The sequence below is a fragment of the Paracoccus panacisoli genome, from assembly GCF_042435015.1.
In the GTDB taxonomy this organism is placed as follows: domain Bacteria; phylum Pseudomonadota; class Alphaproteobacteria; order Rhodobacterales; family Rhodobacteraceae; genus Paracoccus; species Paracoccus panacisoli.
This window is the reverse complement of the sequence record NZ_JBHMQU010000040.1, coordinates 15,552-31,076: the sequence shown is the minus strand read 5'-3', so window position 1 is coordinate 31,076 and position 15,525 is coordinate 15,552. Positions and strand designations below refer to the sequence as shown.

The window sequence follows — 15,525 nt, the reverse complement described above, 5'->3', positions numbered from 1 at the left end:
ACGTCAGCGGTGGCTGAGAAGATTGACGAGATTGCCGGCGGGATCGCGCAGGAAGAACCGGCGCACGCCCCAGTCCTCGGCGACGGGGCCGTGGGTGACGGTGCCGCCGGCGGCGAGCGCCCGGGCATGGCAGGCGTCGAGGTCGTCGACCTCGATCGACACCGCCGGGACCGGCGTCCCCGCCCCGCCCTCGGCGGCGAGGCTGAGCTGCGCGGTCTGACCGCCGCCGGCGAGGGTCACGATCCAGCCGTGATCCATGACCAGCGCGAGGCCCAGCACCTCGACCCAGAACCGCCCGAGCGCGGCCGGGTCGGGCGCCGTCAGGTTTGGGATGATCCGCAGCACCGTCATTCTGTCCTGCCCAAATATCCTGCGGGGGGAATGACCCGGCAGGGTCATGGGGGGCGCAAAGCCCCCCTGCGGCGGCGGTCAGCCGATCAACGCCTTGTAGGCATCCTCGTCCATGAACCCGTCGAGGTCGATGCCGTCCTTCGGCGTGATGGCGAAGAACCACGCCATCATCGGGTCGGCGTTCACGTCGCCGGGCGCATCGGCCAGCGGCGCGTTCACCGCGGTGATGGTGCCCGCGACCGGGGCCACGATGTCGGACGCGGCCTTGACCGATTCGATCACCACGACCTCCTCGCCCGCCTCGACCTCGCGGCCGACCTCGGGCAGTTCGATGAACACCACGTCGCCCAGCTGCTCGCTGGCGTGGCGGGTGATGCCGACGACGATCTGCTCGCCCTCGGCGCGCAGCCATTCGTGGTCTTCGGTGTATTTCAGCATGGGCGGCCTTTCAGCGCTTGTAGGTGGGGGAAACGAAGGGCATCGGCACGAGGGTGGCCGGGATGCGACGCCCGCGCAACTCGGCAAAGACCGTCGCGCCCTCGGGCAGATCGGCGGGCAGGCTCGCCATCGCCACCGGCGCGCCGAGCGAGGGGCCGAAGCCGCCCGAGGTCACGCGCCCGATGGGCGCGCCGCCCTCGGCGTCGGCGTAAAGCTCCACCCCCTCGCGGATCGGGGCGCGGCCCTCGGGGCGCAGCCCGCGGCGGGTGGTGGGGGCGCGGCCCAGCTCGGCCAGCACCGCCTCGGCGCCGGGGAAGCCGCCCGCCCGCTCGCCGCCCGCGCGGCGGACCTTGGGGATCGACCAGCCGAGGCCCGCGCGGGCCGGGCTCACGCCCTCATCCATGTCGTGTCCGTAGAGCGGCAGCCCGGCCTCGAGCCGCAGCGAATCGCGCGCGCCAAGGCCGATGGCCTCGACCTCGGGCTGGTCCAGCAGGGCGCGCGCGAAGGCCTCGGCGCGGGCTTCGGGGACCGAAATCTCGAACCCGTCCTCGCCGGTATAGCCCGAGCGGCTGACCCACAGGGTCTCGCCCTCCCACGCGAGGTCGCGGACGTCCATGAAGCGCATCGCCGCGACCTCGGGCATCAGCCGCGCCAGCGCCGCCTCGGCCGCCGGACCCTGCAACGCCAGCAGGGCGCGGTCGGTCACGACCTCGGGCGACAGCCCCGCCGCTTCGAGATGGGCGATGTCCTCGGCCGCGCGTGCGGCGTTCACGACCAGAAGCAGGTGGTCGCCCTTGTTGGCGATCATCAGGTCGTCGAGGATGCCACCGCTCTCGGCGGTGAACAGCCCATAGCGCTGCCGCCCCTCGGGCAGCCCGACGAGATCCGCCGGCACCAGCGCCTCGAGCCGCGCGGCCGCGTCGCGGGCGCCGAGGATCACCTGCCCCATGTGGCTCACGTCGAAGAGGCCCGCCGCTTTGCGGGTGTGCAGATGCTCACCCAGCACGCCGAGCGGATACTGGACCGGCATCTCCCATCCAGCAAAGGGCACCATGCGCGCGCCCAGCGCGACGTGCAGGTCGTAAAGCGGGGTGCGTTTCAGCGCATCCATAGGCATCCTCCCCGGCCCGCAGGCCGCTGGTCAACGATGCCCCCTCTGTCCCTGCCCGCGAACGGGCGCCTGAGATCGTGATCCTTCGGCGGGCCGGGTCGCGGCCACTCTTCAGAGTTCGATGCGGACCCGGTCCTTTTGCCTGAGAGTTTGCCGGGGCGGCTGCTCCTTCGGCCCTGGGAAAGCGCCAGCGTCTCCCGGTATCCACGACTTTGATAGCGGGGCGGGGGGCGGGCTGGCAAGAGCTTTGTTGGGCGCCGGGTGACGCGGGCGCTGCGCCGTCAGGCGTTGCCGTTCTTGCGCCGCGTCTCCCACCCCTTGCGGGCGGCCTCGGACCGGCTCGTCTCGCGGCCCGAACCGGATTCGTTGCCGCCGCCGTCCTGCTTGTTGACGGTGGCCCAGGCGATTTCCTCGGCGCGGGACTCGCTCATGCCGCGCTCTTCGTAGCCCTCGGCGATATGGGCGGCCTTGCGCTTCTGCTTGTCGGTGTAGGCGTCCTTGTCCCCGCGCGGCATGGCGGCCTCCTCTGCTGATCCTCGGGGTCAACCGCGGGTCGGGGCCGGGGTTCCGGCCTTCAGCGGCGGGGAAAGACGAAGGCGCGGTCGCGGCGCAGCATCAGCCACATCGGCGTACCCGGGTCGGGCAGGAACACCGCGGGCACCGTGGCGCGGAGGATGGAGCCGTCGTGGTCCATGCGGAACTCGACCAGCGATTCGCGCCCGAGGAAGCGGGCCCGCTGCACCACCCCGTGCGCGGCGGTCCCGTTCTCGGGCGTCGGCGCCGGGGGGCGGCCGGCGCGGTCGAAGTCGATCCTGAGGTGCTGGGGCCGGATCACGATGTCCACCGCCGTGCCGTCCGGCACGCCGGGGGTCAGGAAATCGCCGAAGGGCGTGTCGGTCAGCGCCCCCTGCACCACCCCTTCCAGCACGTTGACGTCGGAAAAGAACGCCGCCGCCGCCCGGTCCACCGGCGCGTTGTAGAGGTTGTAGGGCGCCCCGCGCTGCACGACCTTGCCGTTGCGCATGAGCAGGATCTGGTCGGCCATCCGCATCGCCTCGTGCGGCTCGTGCGTGACCAGCAGGACGGCCGTGCCCTCTTCCTTCAGCAGCGCGAGGGTTTCGTCGCGGATGCCGTCGCGCAGCCGCTCGTCGAGGCCCGAGAACGGCTCGTCCATCAGCAGGATGCGCGGGTTCGGCGCCAGCGCGCGGGCCAGCGCCACGCGCTGCTGCTCGCCCCCCGACAGCGCGTGCGGATAGCTGTCGGCATGGCGGCTCATCTGCACCCGCTCGAGCAGCTCACCCACCCTTGCCCGGTTCGCCCCTGCCCCGCCCTTGAGGCCGAAGGCCACGTTCTCGGCCACCGACAGATGCGGGAACAGCGCGAAGTCCTGGAACATCATCCCGATCGCCCGGCGTTCGGGCGGGATGCGGAACACCGTGTCGCAGACGAGCTTGCCGTCCACGAGGATCCGGCCGCTGTCCTGCATGTCCACGCCCGCCACGATCCGCAGCGTCGTGGACTTGCCGCAGCCCGACGGGCCGAGCAGGCAGGCGACCTGTCCCGCGGGGACCGAGAACGACACGTCGTCCACCACCGGTCGGCCCCCGAAGCTGCGGACCAGATGCTCGACCTCGAGCCGCGGAGGGGCCTGGGTCTCGGGTGTCAGGGTATGGGGCACGGCAATCCGAGGGTTCCTGTCGGGAAGCCGTTACCAGTCCGGGGCGCGAGGGTAAAGTTTCACACGGTCACGTTCAGCGCACCGCCGTCCAGCATGAGGTTCTGGCCGACGATGAACCGCGCCTGCTGGGAACACAGGAACGCGCAGGCGGCGCCGAAGTCCTCGGCCCGGCCGTAGCTGCGGGTCGGGATCGTCGCCTCGCGCCGCGCGCGCGCCTCGTCGGCCGAGATCCCCTGCGCGGCCGAGACACCCGCATCCAGCGCCGTCGCCCGATCGGTGTCGTGGATGCCGGGCAGCAGGTTGTTGACGCAGACGCCCTTGTCCGCGACCTGCCGGGCCATGCCGGCGACGAAGCCGGTCAGCCCCGTGCGCGCCGTGTTCGACAGCCCGAGCTGCGCAATGGGCGCGCGCACCGCGGCCGAGGTGATGTTGACCACCCGGCCCCAGCCCCGCTCCATCATCCCCGGCACCAGCGCCTGCATCAGCGCGATGGCCGACAGCATGTTGCCGTCGATGGCGCGGATGAAGTCGTCGCGGTCCCAGTCGGTCCAGTGCCCGGGCGGCGGGCCGCCGGCGTTGGTCACCAGGATGTCGGCCTTGCCCCCTAGCGCGTCCAGCACCCGGGCACGCCCGTCCGCGGTGGTGATGTCGGCGGCGACCGGCTCGACCGTGACCTGGTGGCGCTCGGCGATGGCGTAGGCCGTCTGGATCAGCGCCGCCTCGCCGCGCGCGTTGATGACGAGGTTCACGCCCTCGGCCGCCAGCGCCTCGGCACAACCCCGCCCCAGCCCCTTCGAGGCCGCGCAGACGAGCGCCGTCTTGCCCTTGATGCCCAGATCCATGCCGCCGCTCCTTCCCTGCGTTCGCCCGCAGGGAACGCCGCGCGGCGCGCCGGGTCAACCCGGCTTCTGCCTGGCCCGAATACCCATCCGCCGCCGACGCCCGCGCCGCGTCGGAAGCTGCGTCAGAAGCAGAGGATCTCCGCCTCGGCCTCGGCCCGGCGCAGGTCGGCCATCGGCCCGTCCACCGCCGCGCCCGAACGGAACATCGCCCACCGCTCGCCCGAGGTCTGGCGCATCCGCAGCACCGTCTCGGCATCGACATAGGCCTCGTAGGGCAGGATCCCGGCAATGGCGTCGATGGCGCAGGAGCAGCGTTGCAGCGCGGTCGGCGTCTCGCCGTTCGTGGCCATGCAGGCCATGACGTATTCGACCCGCGCGGTGGTGGGGTAATCGTTCACCGTCTGCGCCAACGCTGCGACGGGCAGCAGCAGGGCGAGGCCCGACAGCGCCCTCATTGCAGCACCAGCGCGTGGCGATAGGCCGTGGCCGCGGCCGTCTGTCCGGCCATCTCGCGCGGCAGCTCGGCGGCGACGGGGCCGGCGGTCGCGGCGACCATCTCGCGGATCGGGGCCTTCGGGTCGTCGCCCAGCACGAAGCGCAGCGTGAGCGTGTCGAACCCGTGCATCCGGGCCCGGTTCGGGTCATCGGCGAACGGCGCGAGCTCGACGGTCGTGCGCCCCTCCGCGCGGCTGACGTGCCCGCCCCGGAACAGCGCGTCCTTGAGGCGGTTGCGGATGTAATCCGGGCTGCCGCCGCTGAGCGTCGCCATGTCGCGGGTGGTGCTTTCGAGGAAATAGATCACCGCCGGATCGCCGCCCGAGACCGGGAACGGCCCGATCCGCCGCTCGGGCGCCGCCCCACCCGCCCAGGTCTGGGTCAGCTGCAGGACCGGCTTTCCGTCCGAGGCATCGACGGTCTGCGAGAGGCTGAGCGTCCCCGCCCCCATCGGCGGCAGGTCCGGCCGCGCCGGCCCCTCGCGCGTCACCGCCCAGCTGAGCACTTTGTCGCCGAGCGACCAGGGGCCGCGCTCGGCAAAGACCAGATCGCCCGCCTCGGACGCCCCGGCCGCCCCGCCGACCGGCGCGGCCAGCACCAGCCCGAGCGCCAGCGCCGCGGCAACCCCGCGCAGCGGAGCGTGGCGCAGATGGCGGGGTGAGAGGGGGGGAAGGGCTGTCATCTCGGACTCCTCGCTCGACCCGGCCGAAGGTGCCGGGGCCGCGCCGACTTGCCAAGCCCCTGCCCGCGCGGCTCGTCCCAAGGGACCATGTTGGGGGATTGGGCTCGGGCTCCGCATTGCCCTGGGGGGGGACGCGCCGTGCGGTGCCCCCGCAGGAAGGCGCCGCGCTTGACTGCGGCCGCGCGGAACCCGCCGCAGCACAGCGCGGGCCCGATGCCACGTCCAGTGCCGGACGCTGTGCAGGCGGCCGACGAGACGCGCTTGACAACCGCCCGCGCCTGCGCGAGATAGCCCGCCTGTGGGGCCGTAGCTCAGTTGGTAGAGCGCATCGTTCGCAATGATGAGGCCAGGGGTTCGATTCCCCTCGGCTCCACCAGTTCTCCTTAAATCAATATTTTTGAGCGCATTGCGTCATCTCTACGAGATCGGTGCGCCAGTGATTTTGCCTGGGCCAGGGCGAACTCCGCACGATTTCCTGTACGATTTCCGACTATCCCTTGCATGATATCCGCCGTGCGGTTTGCTTCAGGAGCGGTAGATCGCCGCGATACAACGCATTGCCCTGCCCATAGGACAGAGTGGGGCTTCGACCTGTGCTACGTTGTCTGCGTTCGAGCGATCTGGACCGACTGAGTCTGCGCAACTCACGCGAGCGCGCGCCCACTCACCCGCATCCGCCCAGCCTCATATCTCACGGCTCCGTAGTATCGATGGGAAGTGCCGTCGTCGCCTTGATCCGCTCCATCGAAAACTTCGACGTCACATTCCGGCAGGGCAACCGGCGTGTGAAGTCCAGATAGAAACTGTCGTACGCCGCGGTGTCCTCGACCACGACCTTCAGTAGGTAGTCGACCTCCCCCGCCATCCGGTGGACCTCGACGATCTCGCGATACTCGGCCACGAGCGCCGCAAAGGCGTCGCGCCAGTCCTGGCTGTGATCCGCCGCGACGATCTCGACGAACACCGTCAGACCAAAGCCGATCCGTTCCGGCGGCACGATGGCGACCCGGCGGTCGATCACGCCCGCGGCCTCGAGCTTCTGGACGCGCTTCCAGCAGGGGGTCTGGGACAGGCCGACGCGATCGGCGAGTTGCGCGACGGGCAGCGTCGCGTCCATCATCAGTTCGTGCAGGATCTTGCGGTCGATCCGGTCGAGGGCCGAGGACTTGCCAGTATTCAATTGCGGCTCCGCTTCTTCGACAGGCATCCGGACATGCGGCGTTCGGGCGGCCGGGCGACGACCCGCTGCCGGTTCGGAGAACCTCTCATCCGGGCACCGTGCTCGTCGTTCCGGCCGACATCGCGTCGGCCAGCCCAGCGACCTGGTCGCGGATGTCGGGAATGGCGGTGATCTCCCAGAATGCGGCGCGCGAGGCGGGGCCGATGGCGTAGATCCGGCGCGAGGGGGCGCCGTTGCGGGCGATCACCTCGCACTCAGCGGTGACGTCCAGGCTGATCCGCAAGGGATCGATCCGCCCCTGACCGGAGGCCAGCAGATCGGCGAGCAGAGGCGTCGCGTTCCGCTCCGGGTCGCGGCGGATGCCGCGGCAGTCGATGATGCGGGCGGCCGAAATCCGGGTCGCGGCGACCTCCCCACGCGGGCGAAAGGTGACGCAGCGACGGCCTTCGCCGTCGACCTCGGCCGTCAGGAAATGCCCGCGTTGCAGGACCAGCTGGCCCGACTGCAGCGCGCCGTCCACCACGGCGGCCGAGGCGGGGGGAATACGGTGGCGGTGGACATCCCACCAGGTGGCCGCATGGCGCAGGAAGCGCGCACGCTCGGCAGGCGGCAAGGCGCGCCAGAGGTAGCGGACATGCGGCCGCACGCCATCGACGGCATCGCGCCAGGTTCCGCCCATGCGTTCCGCCGCCCGCGCACGACGGCGCAACCACTGCGTCAGGACAGACATCGGCGCACCCAGCGGAAGGTCGGCCGGATCGATGGGCAGCGGTCGCGTCGGGGCATGGTCGCGCGGCAGAAGGCCCCGGCGCGAGATCGACAGGATCGGCCCCCGATGCCCTGACTTGAGCATCGACAGGACGCAGTCGACCATGGTCAGCCCGGTGCCGACGATGACGACGCGGTCGTCGGGGTCCACCGGCCGGGGGTCGGACCAGGGTCCGCTGAGCGCGCCTTGGGGATCCGGGGCGGGCTGGACATGCCCGGTGGCCAGCACCGCCATGTCGCCGCTCAGCACCTGACCATCGTCCAGCGTCGCGGCCACGCCCCCCGGCACGTCGCGCAGGCGCACGCAGGTCTTGCGGACGCAGCGCAGGCGGCCGTCCGGGCCGTCACCCGACCAGGGCTCGAGCAGGCTTGCCATGTAGGCGCCATAGGTGGCCCGGCCGACGAAGCACTGGTCGGTCACGCCCGCACCCTCGGGTCGGCCGCGCAGCCAGTCGAGGAAATGGTGCGGGCTGTCGGCGAAGGCGCTCATGTTGTGGACGCGGGTGTTCAGCAGGTGGTCGGGGTCGGTGGTCGAATAGGCGACGCCGCAGCCCAGCATGTGGCGCCCCTCGACGATGGTGACGCGAAACCCCGTCTCCGGCCGCGACAAGAGATGCGCGGCCATCATCACCCCGCTCGCACCGCCGCCGATGATCAGCACATGCGGCCCGCGCGGGGGTCGGGCACCGGCATCCTGATCGGGAAAGGGGCGCATCTCCGTCATGCCAACGACACGAGGCAGATCATCCCGACCAAACCCGCGACCGACATCCAGATCCGGGGGGTGACCTGATCGTGGGCCCGGTCGCTGGCCGAGACCTGTCCGGCGGCACGCGTGCGGTAGATTTCCGAGGGGAAACGTCCGTCAAGCATGTTGGTCTCCTTCTGAGGATCGGCGTCCGGCAGACGTGGTCAGGATTCGGACCGCTCCTTACATTTAAATATCGACCACCTTAGTCGTGTAAACCATTCTCTTTTGCGGCCCCGCAGAGAAAGGGTGTTCTCCGCGCCGCCCTCGCCAACCCTGCCGAATCCTCGGTCCGGATGCCGTGGAATCGACCATGACGGGAAGATTTCGCCGCCCCCGCCGGCCACGCCCGCAGGCAGCCCCCGAGGGGCCGTTTCGGCAAACCTCCGCTGTCCGCGCGACCCGCGGCAGAAGTTTCAACCTCTTTTCGGCCGCATCTTTGGAATGGCCAGACGGGGCCTCATTCAACATTATACACGACAACATAGATCGATATTTAGGACACCACGATGCCGCAGCAACTCATTGGAATCTCGGGAAGTCTTGGGCGCCCCTCCAAGACGCATGCGCTGGTCGGGGCGGTCGCGGCACGGGTCTCGGCCCAGTTCGGCACCGCGACCACCCTGCATGACCTTGACGCTTTCGGCCCCTCGCTCGGGCAGGCCCGCAGCCTGGCCGATCTCGCGCCCGAGGCGCGGGCGCTGGTCGATCAGGTGATCGCGGCCGATGCCCTGATCGTCGGCAGCCCGGTCTACAAGGGCAGCTATACCGGCCTGTTCAAGCATCTCTTCGACCTGCTCGAACCTGCCGCACTCGCCGGAAAGCCTGTCCTGCTGACGGCGACGGGGGGCGGGGACAAGCACGCGCTGGTGATCGAGCATCAGTTGCGCCCCCTCTTCGGCTTCTTCGAGGCGGTGACGCTGCCCACCGGCGTCTATGCCTCGACCGCCGATTTCACGGAAGGCCAGCCTGCCGCGCTGCCGCTGCTCGCCCGGATCGACCGGGCCGTGGCGCAGTTCACCCCTTGGCTGAGGCGACCCGTCACCGCCAACGCCGCCTGACATCCCTCACATTCCCGATGTTGCCAGCACGCCCTTGGCGTGACCGGCATCGGCTTGCCCGAAAGGACCCAAACCGTGACCCTGCATCAGACGTTCGACGCGTTGCGCGCGGGAAACATCCTGCCCGTGACCCCCCGGATCGGGGCCGAGATCCGCGACCTCCGCCTGTCGGCCGACCTGCCGCAGCCGGTGATCGACGCCCTGTGGCAGGCGCTTCTGCGCCACAAGGTGCTGTTCTTGCGCGGCCAGTCCCATCTGGACGACGCCGCGCAAGAGGCCTTTGCCCTGCGTCTGGGCGAGCTTGACCCCCACCCCACCCAGCCGGTCGTGAAAGGTTCGGCGTCGATCCTCGAACTCGACTCGAGCCGGGGCGGCGGGCGCGCGGACCGGTGGCACACCGATGTCACCTTCGTCGCGGCCTATCCCAAGGCATCGGTCCTGCGGGGCGTGGTCATCCCCGACCATGGCGGCGACACGATCTGGGCCAACACGGTGAGCGCCTATGCGGACCTGCCCGCGCCGCTCAAGGCGCTGGCTGACAGCCTTCGGGCTGTCCACTCCAACGCCTACGACTATGCCGCCGACAGACCCGCGGCGCGCGCGATCGACGTGACATACCATGCCGAGGTCTTTGCCTCGGCGGTGTTCGAGACCGAGCATCCGGTGGTCCGGGTCCATCCTGAAACCGGCGAGCGCAGCCTGCTGCTGGGCAGCTTCCTGCAGCGCTTCACCGGCCTGTCGCGCGAGGATTCGGCCAAGGTCTACGACCTGCTGCAGGCCCGCGTCACCGCCCCCGAAAACACCGTGCGCTGGCGCTGGCAGGCGGGCGACGTGGTGATCTGGGACAACCGCGCGACCCAGCATGTCGCGGTCAACGATTACGGCGACGCACACCGCGTCGTGCGGCGGGTGACGCTGGCCGGCGATGTGCCGGTCGGCCCCGATGGCCGCGCCAGCACCCCCCGAACCGCCAACTGATCCCCCCGAAAGGACCCACACCATGACCCAGACCCGCAAGATCCGCCTTGGCGCCTTCCTTCCCGGCGGCGGCCAGCACATCGCCGCCTGGCGCCACCCCGACAGCCCCGTCGACGGGGCGACCAGCTTCGACTTTCACGTGAGGCTGGCGCAAGAGGCCGAGCGCGGCCTGTTCGACGCCTATTTCTTGGCCGACGGGCTCGCCATCGCGTTCGGCGGCGGGGTCGAGGGCGGCAATGCCAAGATCGCCGGGTTCGAGCCGGTGACGCTGTTCTCGGCGCTGGCCCCCCTCACGAAGAACCTCGGCTTCATCGCCACCGCATCGACCACCTATGAAGAGCCCTACAACCTCGCGCGCAAGTTCGCCTCGCTGGACCTGATCAGCGATGGCCGCGCCGGATGGAACGTAGTGACGACGGCGACGGACGGGGCTGCGCATAACTTCAACCTCGACCAGCAGCACCCGCACGCCTTCCGCTATGCCCGTGCGGCCGAACACGTCGATGTCGTCAAGAAGCTGTGGGACAGTTTCGAGGATGACGCCTTCATCCGCGACAAGGCGTCGGGCCGGTTCTTCGACCCCGACAAGGTGCACGCGACCGACCACAAGGGCACGCATTTCAAGGTGAAGGGGCCGCTGAACGTCAGCCGGTCGCCCCAGGGCCATCCGGTCATCGTGCAGGCCGGGCAGTCCGAGGACGGCCGCGGGCTCGCGGCGGCGACGGCCGAGGTGATCTTCACCGCTCACCAGAAGCTCGAGACCGCACAGGAGTTCTATCGCGACATCAAGGCCCGGGCGCGGGGCCTCGGCCGCAACCCCGACCACATCCTGATCATGCCCGGCGTCTCGCCGTTCGTCGGCCGGACGGAGGAAGAGGCGCGCGAGAAATACGAGCGCCTCACCAGCCTGATCCTGGAAGAGGACGGCATCGCGTTGATCAGGGGGCTGACGGGCGGCACGCTCGACCTGACGGGGGTGGACCTCGACGGGCCCCTGCCGCCCGTGCCTCCGACCGAGGGCATGAAGTCGCGCCAGGCCCTGATCCGGCAGATCGCGGACGAGAACGACTTCTCCATCCGCCAGCTCTATCAGTGGGTTGCGAGCGCCCGCGGGCATTTCACCGTGGTCGGCACGCCGACGCAGATCGTCGATACGCTGGAGACGTGGTTCACGAACGAAGGCGCCGACGGCTTCAACATCCTGCCGCCGTGGCTGCCGACCGGGCTGACCGATTTCGTGGACCTCGTGATCCCCGAGCTGCAGCGCCGCGGCCTGTTCCGCACCGCCTATGAAGGGCGGACCCTGCGCGAGAACCTCGGCCTGCCGTTCCCCGAAACCCGCTGGGCGGCCCTGCGCCGCACCACCCATGCCGCGGAGTGAGCCATGACCTACCAAAGCCTCGATGACTCCGCTCTCCCGGCCGCTGGGTCGGCCACCCTCGGCGCGGCCTTGCTGCGCCGCGGGGCGGCCGGTGCCGCCGTCGCGGTGCGCCGGTTCGGGCTGGTCGCCGCCTTCCTCGCCCTCTGGCAGGTCGGCTCGACCCACGGCTGGATCAATCCGACGATCTTCCCGCCGCTCGACAGGATCATCGCCGCCACCTGGACCGGCGTGGTCGGCGGAACGCTTCTCGACGACATCGCGATCAGCCTGCAGCGGTCGGGCATCGCCTTTGCCGCCGCTGTCGCCGTCGCCATCCCGCTGGGCCTGTTCATGGGCCAGATCCGCGCCCTCGAAGAGGCGCTGGACCCGATCCTGCAGTTCTTCCGCCAGACCTCGGCGCTCGCGCTCTATCCGGTGTTCATCCTGCTTCTGGGGCTGGGCGAGACGTCCAAGATCTTCGTGATCTTCTGGGCAACGCTGTTCCCGCTGCTCCTCGCGACCATCGGCGGGGTCAAGGAGGTGGACCGCAAGCTGATCGAGATGGCCGCCACCTTCGGCGCCTCGCGCCTGACGACGTTCCGCCGGGTCGTCCTGCCCGCCGCCGTGCCCGCGATCTTCGTCGGGCTGCGCCTGTCGGCGACGACGGCGCTGCTGCTGCTCATCGCGGCCGAGATGATCGGCGCGAACAAGGGCCTCGGGTTCCAGGTGATGAACGCCCAGTACAACTTCCAGATCCCGCAGATGTTCGCGGCGATCCTGCTGCTCGCGCTGCTCGGCCTGTCGGCCAACGCGGCCCTCGTCGCGCTGCAACGGCGGCTCTGCCGCTGGGCCGACGTGACGAACTGACCCTCTCCTCCCCTCTCGACCAAAGGACCACGACCATGATCACCACCCTCCGCATCCTCGCGGCTTCGACCGCGCTGGCCCTCACCCTCTCGCCCGCCTGGGCCGATGTGAACCTCCGCTACCTCTCCAGCCAGGGCGGCCTCTCGGCCTTCGAGCTGGCCGACGAGCTCGGCTACTTCGACGGCACCGGCATCACCTTCGAGAACGTCGGCTACGCCCAGGGCGGGCCGGCGTCGCTGGTGGCGCTGGCCGGGGGCAGCGTGGAAATCGGCTCGGCCGCGACGGCTGCCGTCCTGAACTCCATCGCCGCCGGCAACGATTTCGTCGCCGCCTATCCCTCGAACGGGATCAACGACGACGCGCAGTCGGTCTTCTACGTGCGCGATGACAGCCCGATTAAAAGCGTCACGGACATCGTCGGCAAGACCATCGCGGTCAACACGCTCGGCGCGCACCTCGACTATGTCGTGCGCGAGGCGCTGCACCAGAAGGGGCTGCCCGAGGACAGCGCCAACCTGATCGTCGTGCCGGGACCGCAACTGGAACAGGTCCTGCGCTCGGGCCAGGTCGATGTCTCGGCATTCGGCTACTGGCAGACCACGTTCACCGGGGCGGCGCTGCGGAACGGCGGCCTGCGCGCGGTGTTCGACGACACCGACGTCCTGGGCGAGATCGCGGGCGGCTTCGTCGTCCTGCGGCGCGACTGGATCGCGGCGCATCCCGAAGAGGCCCGGATCTTCGTCGAACAATCGGCCCGGGCGCTGGACTACGCCCGCGACCACATCGCGGAAACGCGCCAGATCTTCGCCCGCGTCCTGGCCGAACGCGGCGAGAATGCCGACGTGGCGCAGTACTTTGCCGGCTACGGCGTGCGCAAGGGCGGGTTGGCGGTCGATCACGACATCCAGTTCTGGATCGACGTGCTGGAACGCGAGGGCGCCGTGAAGCCCGGCCAGCTCAAGGCCAAGGACATCCTTTACGTGACGGGCGACGCCCGACCCCGAACTGAGGCAAAGTCATGACTGTGGACGCATTCATCCGCCGCGGAGAGGTCAAGGTTCGTGCCCTCTCCAAATCCTTCGCGCTGAACGGCCAGCGCCTGAACGTGCTGCGCAACCTTTCGCTCGACATCCGGGGGGGAGAGGCGCTGGCCATCGTCGGCCCCTCGGGCTGCGGCAAGACCACGCTGCTGCGGGTGCTGGCGGGGCTAGAGACGCCCGACAGCGGCGGGGTGCTGATCGACGGGCAAGAGGTCAGGGGCGTCGGCACCGAACGGTCGATCATCTTCCAGGAGCCGCGCCTGCTGCCCTGGCTGACGGTTCTGGGCAATGTGTCCTTCGGCCTGACGGTCCGCGGCGTGCCCCGTTCCGAGGCCGAAGCGCGCGCCCGCCGTTACATCCAGCTCGTGGGCCTGGCCGAGTTCGCGGACGCCTATCCCCGCCAGCTGTCGGGCGGCATGGCGCAGCGGGTGGGCATCGCCCGCGCGCTCACCGTGCAGCCGGAAATCCTGCTGCTCGACGAACCGCTCGGCGCGCTCGACGCGATGACCAAGCTGACCATGCAGGAGGAGCTTGCCCGCATCTGGCGCGAGGAAGGCGTGACCCTGATCCTCGTCACCCATGACCTCGAGGAGGCGATCTATCTCGCCGACCGGGTGCTGGTGCTGCCGAAAGAGAAGGGCGCGGTGCCGCGGTTGATCGACGTCGACCTCGCACGCCCACGCGACCGCAGCGAACCCCGCTTCGTCGAGATGCGCCGCCGCCTGATGGCCGAGTTCGGGCTGCACTGACGGGATTCTGGCTTTGAGCGAAATCGTTCGTCTGCGACCGCTGGCTGGACGGTCCTCTGCAACGGTCGGGCAGTGTCGTCGCAGTCAAGTTCAGCCCCACCGGCCTGGGACATGGTATTACGCGGTGCTGCGCTGCAGCTTCATGCAGCGGTTCTATGCCACCCACCGCGATTACGGCGATGTCGTGGTGGGCTAGGCGCTGCGGGGTGAGGCGGAGGCGCGTGAGGCCGGCGCCTCACCCCTCGGTCACGACGGCCGGGCGCGGCCGGGTGTCCACCGTCAGCCGGAACACGTCGGGCCGCGCATAGTGGCCCGCCACGTCGAAATCGAACTTGCCGCGCAGGATCTGAGCGGGGTCGATCTCGGCATAGAGGATCGTCTCGCCCGAGAAATCCGGCCCGGCCAGCACCCGCCCCAGCGGGTCGATGATCGCCGAGCCGCCGCGCATCATCACCGTCGCCGGATCGTCCCCCAGCGCCGATTCATGGTCCTCGGGATAGGCGCCGCGGGTGATGTGCTGGCAGGCGGTCAGCACATAGCACCGCCCCTCGAGCGCGACGTGCTGCATCGAGGGCACCCAGGTGTCGCGGTCGTCGGCGGTGGGCGCGCAGTAGATCTGCACGCCCTGGGCATACATGTGCATCCGCAGCATGGGCATGTAGTTCTCCCAGCAGATCACCGCGCCGACGCGGCCGAGCGGCGTGTCCACCACCGGCATGGTCGAGCCGTCGCCGAACCCCCAGATCAGCCGCTCGCCCGCCGTGGGCATCAGCTTGCGGTGCTTGGCGACGAGTCCGCGCGCCCCCTCGAAGATCAGCGCGGTGCAGTAGAGCGTGCCGCCGTCACGCTCGATGCAGCCGATGACGACGACGGTGCCGGTGGCGGCGGTGGCCTCGGCGATCAGGGCGGTCTCGGGGCCGGGCAGGTCGATCGCCGCGCGGTGATAGCGCAGGAACGCCTCGCGCCCCTCGGGGCGGCGCATCCCGATCGGGGCGCCGAAGGACGCGCCCTTGGGATAGCCGCCGAGGAACGCCTCGGGGAAGACGATCAGCCGGGCGCCCTGCCCGGCGGCGGTGCGGATCGCGTCGGCCGCGCGCACCGCCGAGGCGGTGGCGTCGTCGGGGACCGAGGCGATCTGCGCCACGGCGGCGGTCCAGCGTGTGCGGTCGTCGGTCAT

Annotated in this window: 18 protein-coding genes, 1 tRNA gene and 1 riboswitch; of the genes, 7 read left to right on the top strand and 12 right to left on the bottom strand. The window is 70.1% G+C overall.

Annotated features, from left to right (window positions below; translation table 11 throughout):
- Nucleotides 1-3 precede the first annotated feature (3 nt).
- The 8 genes from ACFHYO_RS09175 to ACFHYO_RS09140 form a co-directional block, all read right to left on the bottom strand.
- Nucleotides 4-351, bottom strand: a complete 348-nt coding sequence (locus tag ACFHYO_RS09175; protein WP_394319892.1) for a VOC family protein — start codon at nt 349-351, stop codon at nt 4-6.
- A 78-nt stretch (nt 352-429) separates the two neighbouring features.
- Nucleotides 430-786 carry a glycine cleavage system protein GcvH gene (gene gcvH / locus ACFHYO_RS09170; protein ID WP_036734159.1) on the bottom strand — a complete coding sequence of 119 codons (357 nt, stop codon included), beginning with the start codon at nt 784-786 and terminating at the stop codon, nt 430-432.
- A 13-nt stretch (nt 787-799) separates the two neighbouring features.
- Complete coding sequence (gene gcvT / locus ACFHYO_RS09165) at nt 800-1,900, bottom strand: glycine cleavage system aminomethyltransferase GcvT (RefSeq protein ID WP_036707645.1); 1,101 nt, start codon at nt 1,898-1,900, stop codon at nt 800-802.
- A 120-nt stretch (nt 1,901-2,020) separates the two neighbouring features.
- A riboswitch (glycine riboswitch) is annotated at nt 2,021-2,110 on the bottom strand.
- A gap of 71 nt (nt 2,111-2,181) precedes the next feature.
- On the bottom strand, nt 2,182-2,415 hold the full coding sequence (locus ACFHYO_RS09160; RefSeq protein ID WP_036707647.1) for a hypothetical protein: 234 nt from the start codon (nt 2,413-2,415) through the stop codon (nt 2,182-2,184).
- A gap of 59 nt (nt 2,416-2,474) precedes the next feature.
- Entirely contained in the window at nt 2,475-3,578 is a 1,104-nt protein-coding gene (locus ACFHYO_RS09155) for an ABC transporter ATP-binding protein (protein ID WP_231555285.1), read from the bottom strand.
- Between the two features lie 59 nt (nt 3,579-3,637).
- The gene (locus ACFHYO_RS09150; RefSeq protein WP_036701676.1) at nt 3,638-4,420 is read right to left on the bottom strand and encodes an SDR family oxidoreductase; all 783 of its coding nucleotides are present in this window, start codon (nt 4,418-4,420) and stop codon (nt 3,638-3,640) included.
- Between the two features lie 122 nt (nt 4,421-4,542).
- Entirely contained in the window at nt 4,543-4,875 is a 333-nt protein-coding gene (locus ACFHYO_RS09145) for a hypothetical protein (RefSeq protein WP_043131879.1), read from the bottom strand.
- Nucleotides 4,872-5,597: a hypothetical protein gene (locus ACFHYO_RS09140; protein WP_394319889.1), complete on the bottom strand. Its 726-nt coding sequence runs from the start codon at nt 5,595-5,597 to the stop codon at nt 4,872-4,874. Before ACFHYO_RS09140 ends, ACFHYO_RS09145 begins: the two co-directional genes overlap by 4 nt.
- 300 nt (nt 5,598-5,897) lie before the next feature.
- Here ACFHYO_RS09140 and ACFHYO_RS09135 point away from each other — a divergent pair.
- A tRNA-Ala gene (locus tag ACFHYO_RS09135) sits at nt 5,898-5,973 on the top strand.
- 315 nt (nt 5,974-6,288) lie between these two features.
- Here the strand turns inward: ACFHYO_RS09135 and ACFHYO_RS09130 are convergent.
- The 3 genes from ACFHYO_RS09130 to ACFHYO_RS09120 are packed head-to-tail and all read right to left on the bottom strand — an operon-like array spanning nt 6,289 to nt 8,418.
- The gene (locus ACFHYO_RS09130) at nt 6,289-6,804 is read right to left on the bottom strand and encodes an Lrp/AsnC family transcriptional regulator (RefSeq protein ID WP_394319887.1); all 516 of its coding nucleotides are present in this window, start codon (nt 6,802-6,804) and stop codon (nt 6,289-6,291) included.
- A 58-nt stretch (nt 6,805-6,862) separates the two neighbouring features.
- A complete protein-coding gene (locus ACFHYO_RS09125; protein ID WP_394319885.1) occupies nt 6,863-8,260 on the bottom strand; it encodes an FAD/NAD(P)-binding protein in 1,398 nt (465 codons plus the stop codon).
- Between the two features lie 5 nt (nt 8,261-8,265).
- Nucleotides 8,266-8,418 carry a hypothetical protein gene (locus ACFHYO_RS09120; protein ID WP_394319883.1) on the bottom strand — a complete coding sequence of 51 codons (153 nt, stop codon included), beginning with the start codon at nt 8,416-8,418 and terminating at the stop codon, nt 8,266-8,268.
- 384 nt (nt 8,419-8,802) lie between these two features.
- Between ACFHYO_RS09120 and msuE the strand changes: the two genes are divergently transcribed.
- The 6 genes from msuE to ACFHYO_RS09090 all read left to right on the top strand — a co-directional run bounded on the left by msuE (nt 8,803) and on the right by ACFHYO_RS09090 (nt 14,348).
- Nucleotides 8,803-9,354: an FMN reductase gene (gene msuE, locus ACFHYO_RS09115; protein WP_394319881.1), complete on the top strand. Its 552-nt coding sequence runs from the start codon at nt 8,803-8,805 to the stop codon at nt 9,352-9,354.
- A 75-nt stretch (nt 9,355-9,429) separates the two neighbouring features.
- Nucleotides 9,430-10,332, top strand: a complete 903-nt coding sequence (locus tag ACFHYO_RS09110; RefSeq protein ID WP_394319879.1) for a TauD/TfdA dioxygenase family protein — start codon at nt 9,430-9,432, stop codon at nt 10,330-10,332.
- Between the two features lie 22 nt (nt 10,333-10,354).
- On the top strand, nt 10,355-11,713 hold the full coding sequence (locus tag ACFHYO_RS09105) for an LLM class flavin-dependent oxidoreductase (RefSeq protein ID WP_394319877.1): 1,359 nt from the start codon (nt 10,355-10,357) through the stop codon (nt 11,711-11,713).
- A 3-nt stretch (nt 11,714-11,716) separates the two neighbouring features.
- Nucleotides 11,717-12,559, top strand: coding sequence for an ABC transporter permease (locus tag ACFHYO_RS09100; RefSeq protein WP_036704488.1), 843 nt, complete (start codon nt 11,717-11,719; stop codon nt 12,557-12,559).
- A gap of 35 nt (nt 12,560-12,594) precedes the next feature.
- Nucleotides 12,595-13,581: an ABC transporter substrate-binding protein gene (locus ACFHYO_RS09095; protein ID WP_394319875.1), complete on the top strand. Its 987-nt coding sequence runs from the start codon at nt 12,595-12,597 to the stop codon at nt 13,579-13,581.
- Nucleotides 13,578-14,348 (top strand): ABC transporter ATP-binding protein, encoded by a 771-nt coding sequence (locus tag ACFHYO_RS09090; RefSeq protein WP_036704491.1) that lies wholly within the window; start codon nt 13,578-13,580, stop codon nt 14,346-14,348. The genes ACFHYO_RS09095 and ACFHYO_RS09090 overlap by 4 nt, the downstream gene beginning before the upstream one ends.
- 235 nt (nt 14,349-14,583) lie before the next feature.
- Here the strand turns inward: ACFHYO_RS09090 and ACFHYO_RS09085 are convergent, their stop codons facing one another.
- On the bottom strand, nt 14,584-15,525 hold the full coding sequence (locus tag ACFHYO_RS09085; RefSeq protein ID WP_394319873.1) for a carbon-nitrogen hydrolase family protein: 942 nt from the start codon (nt 15,523-15,525) through the stop codon (nt 14,584-14,586).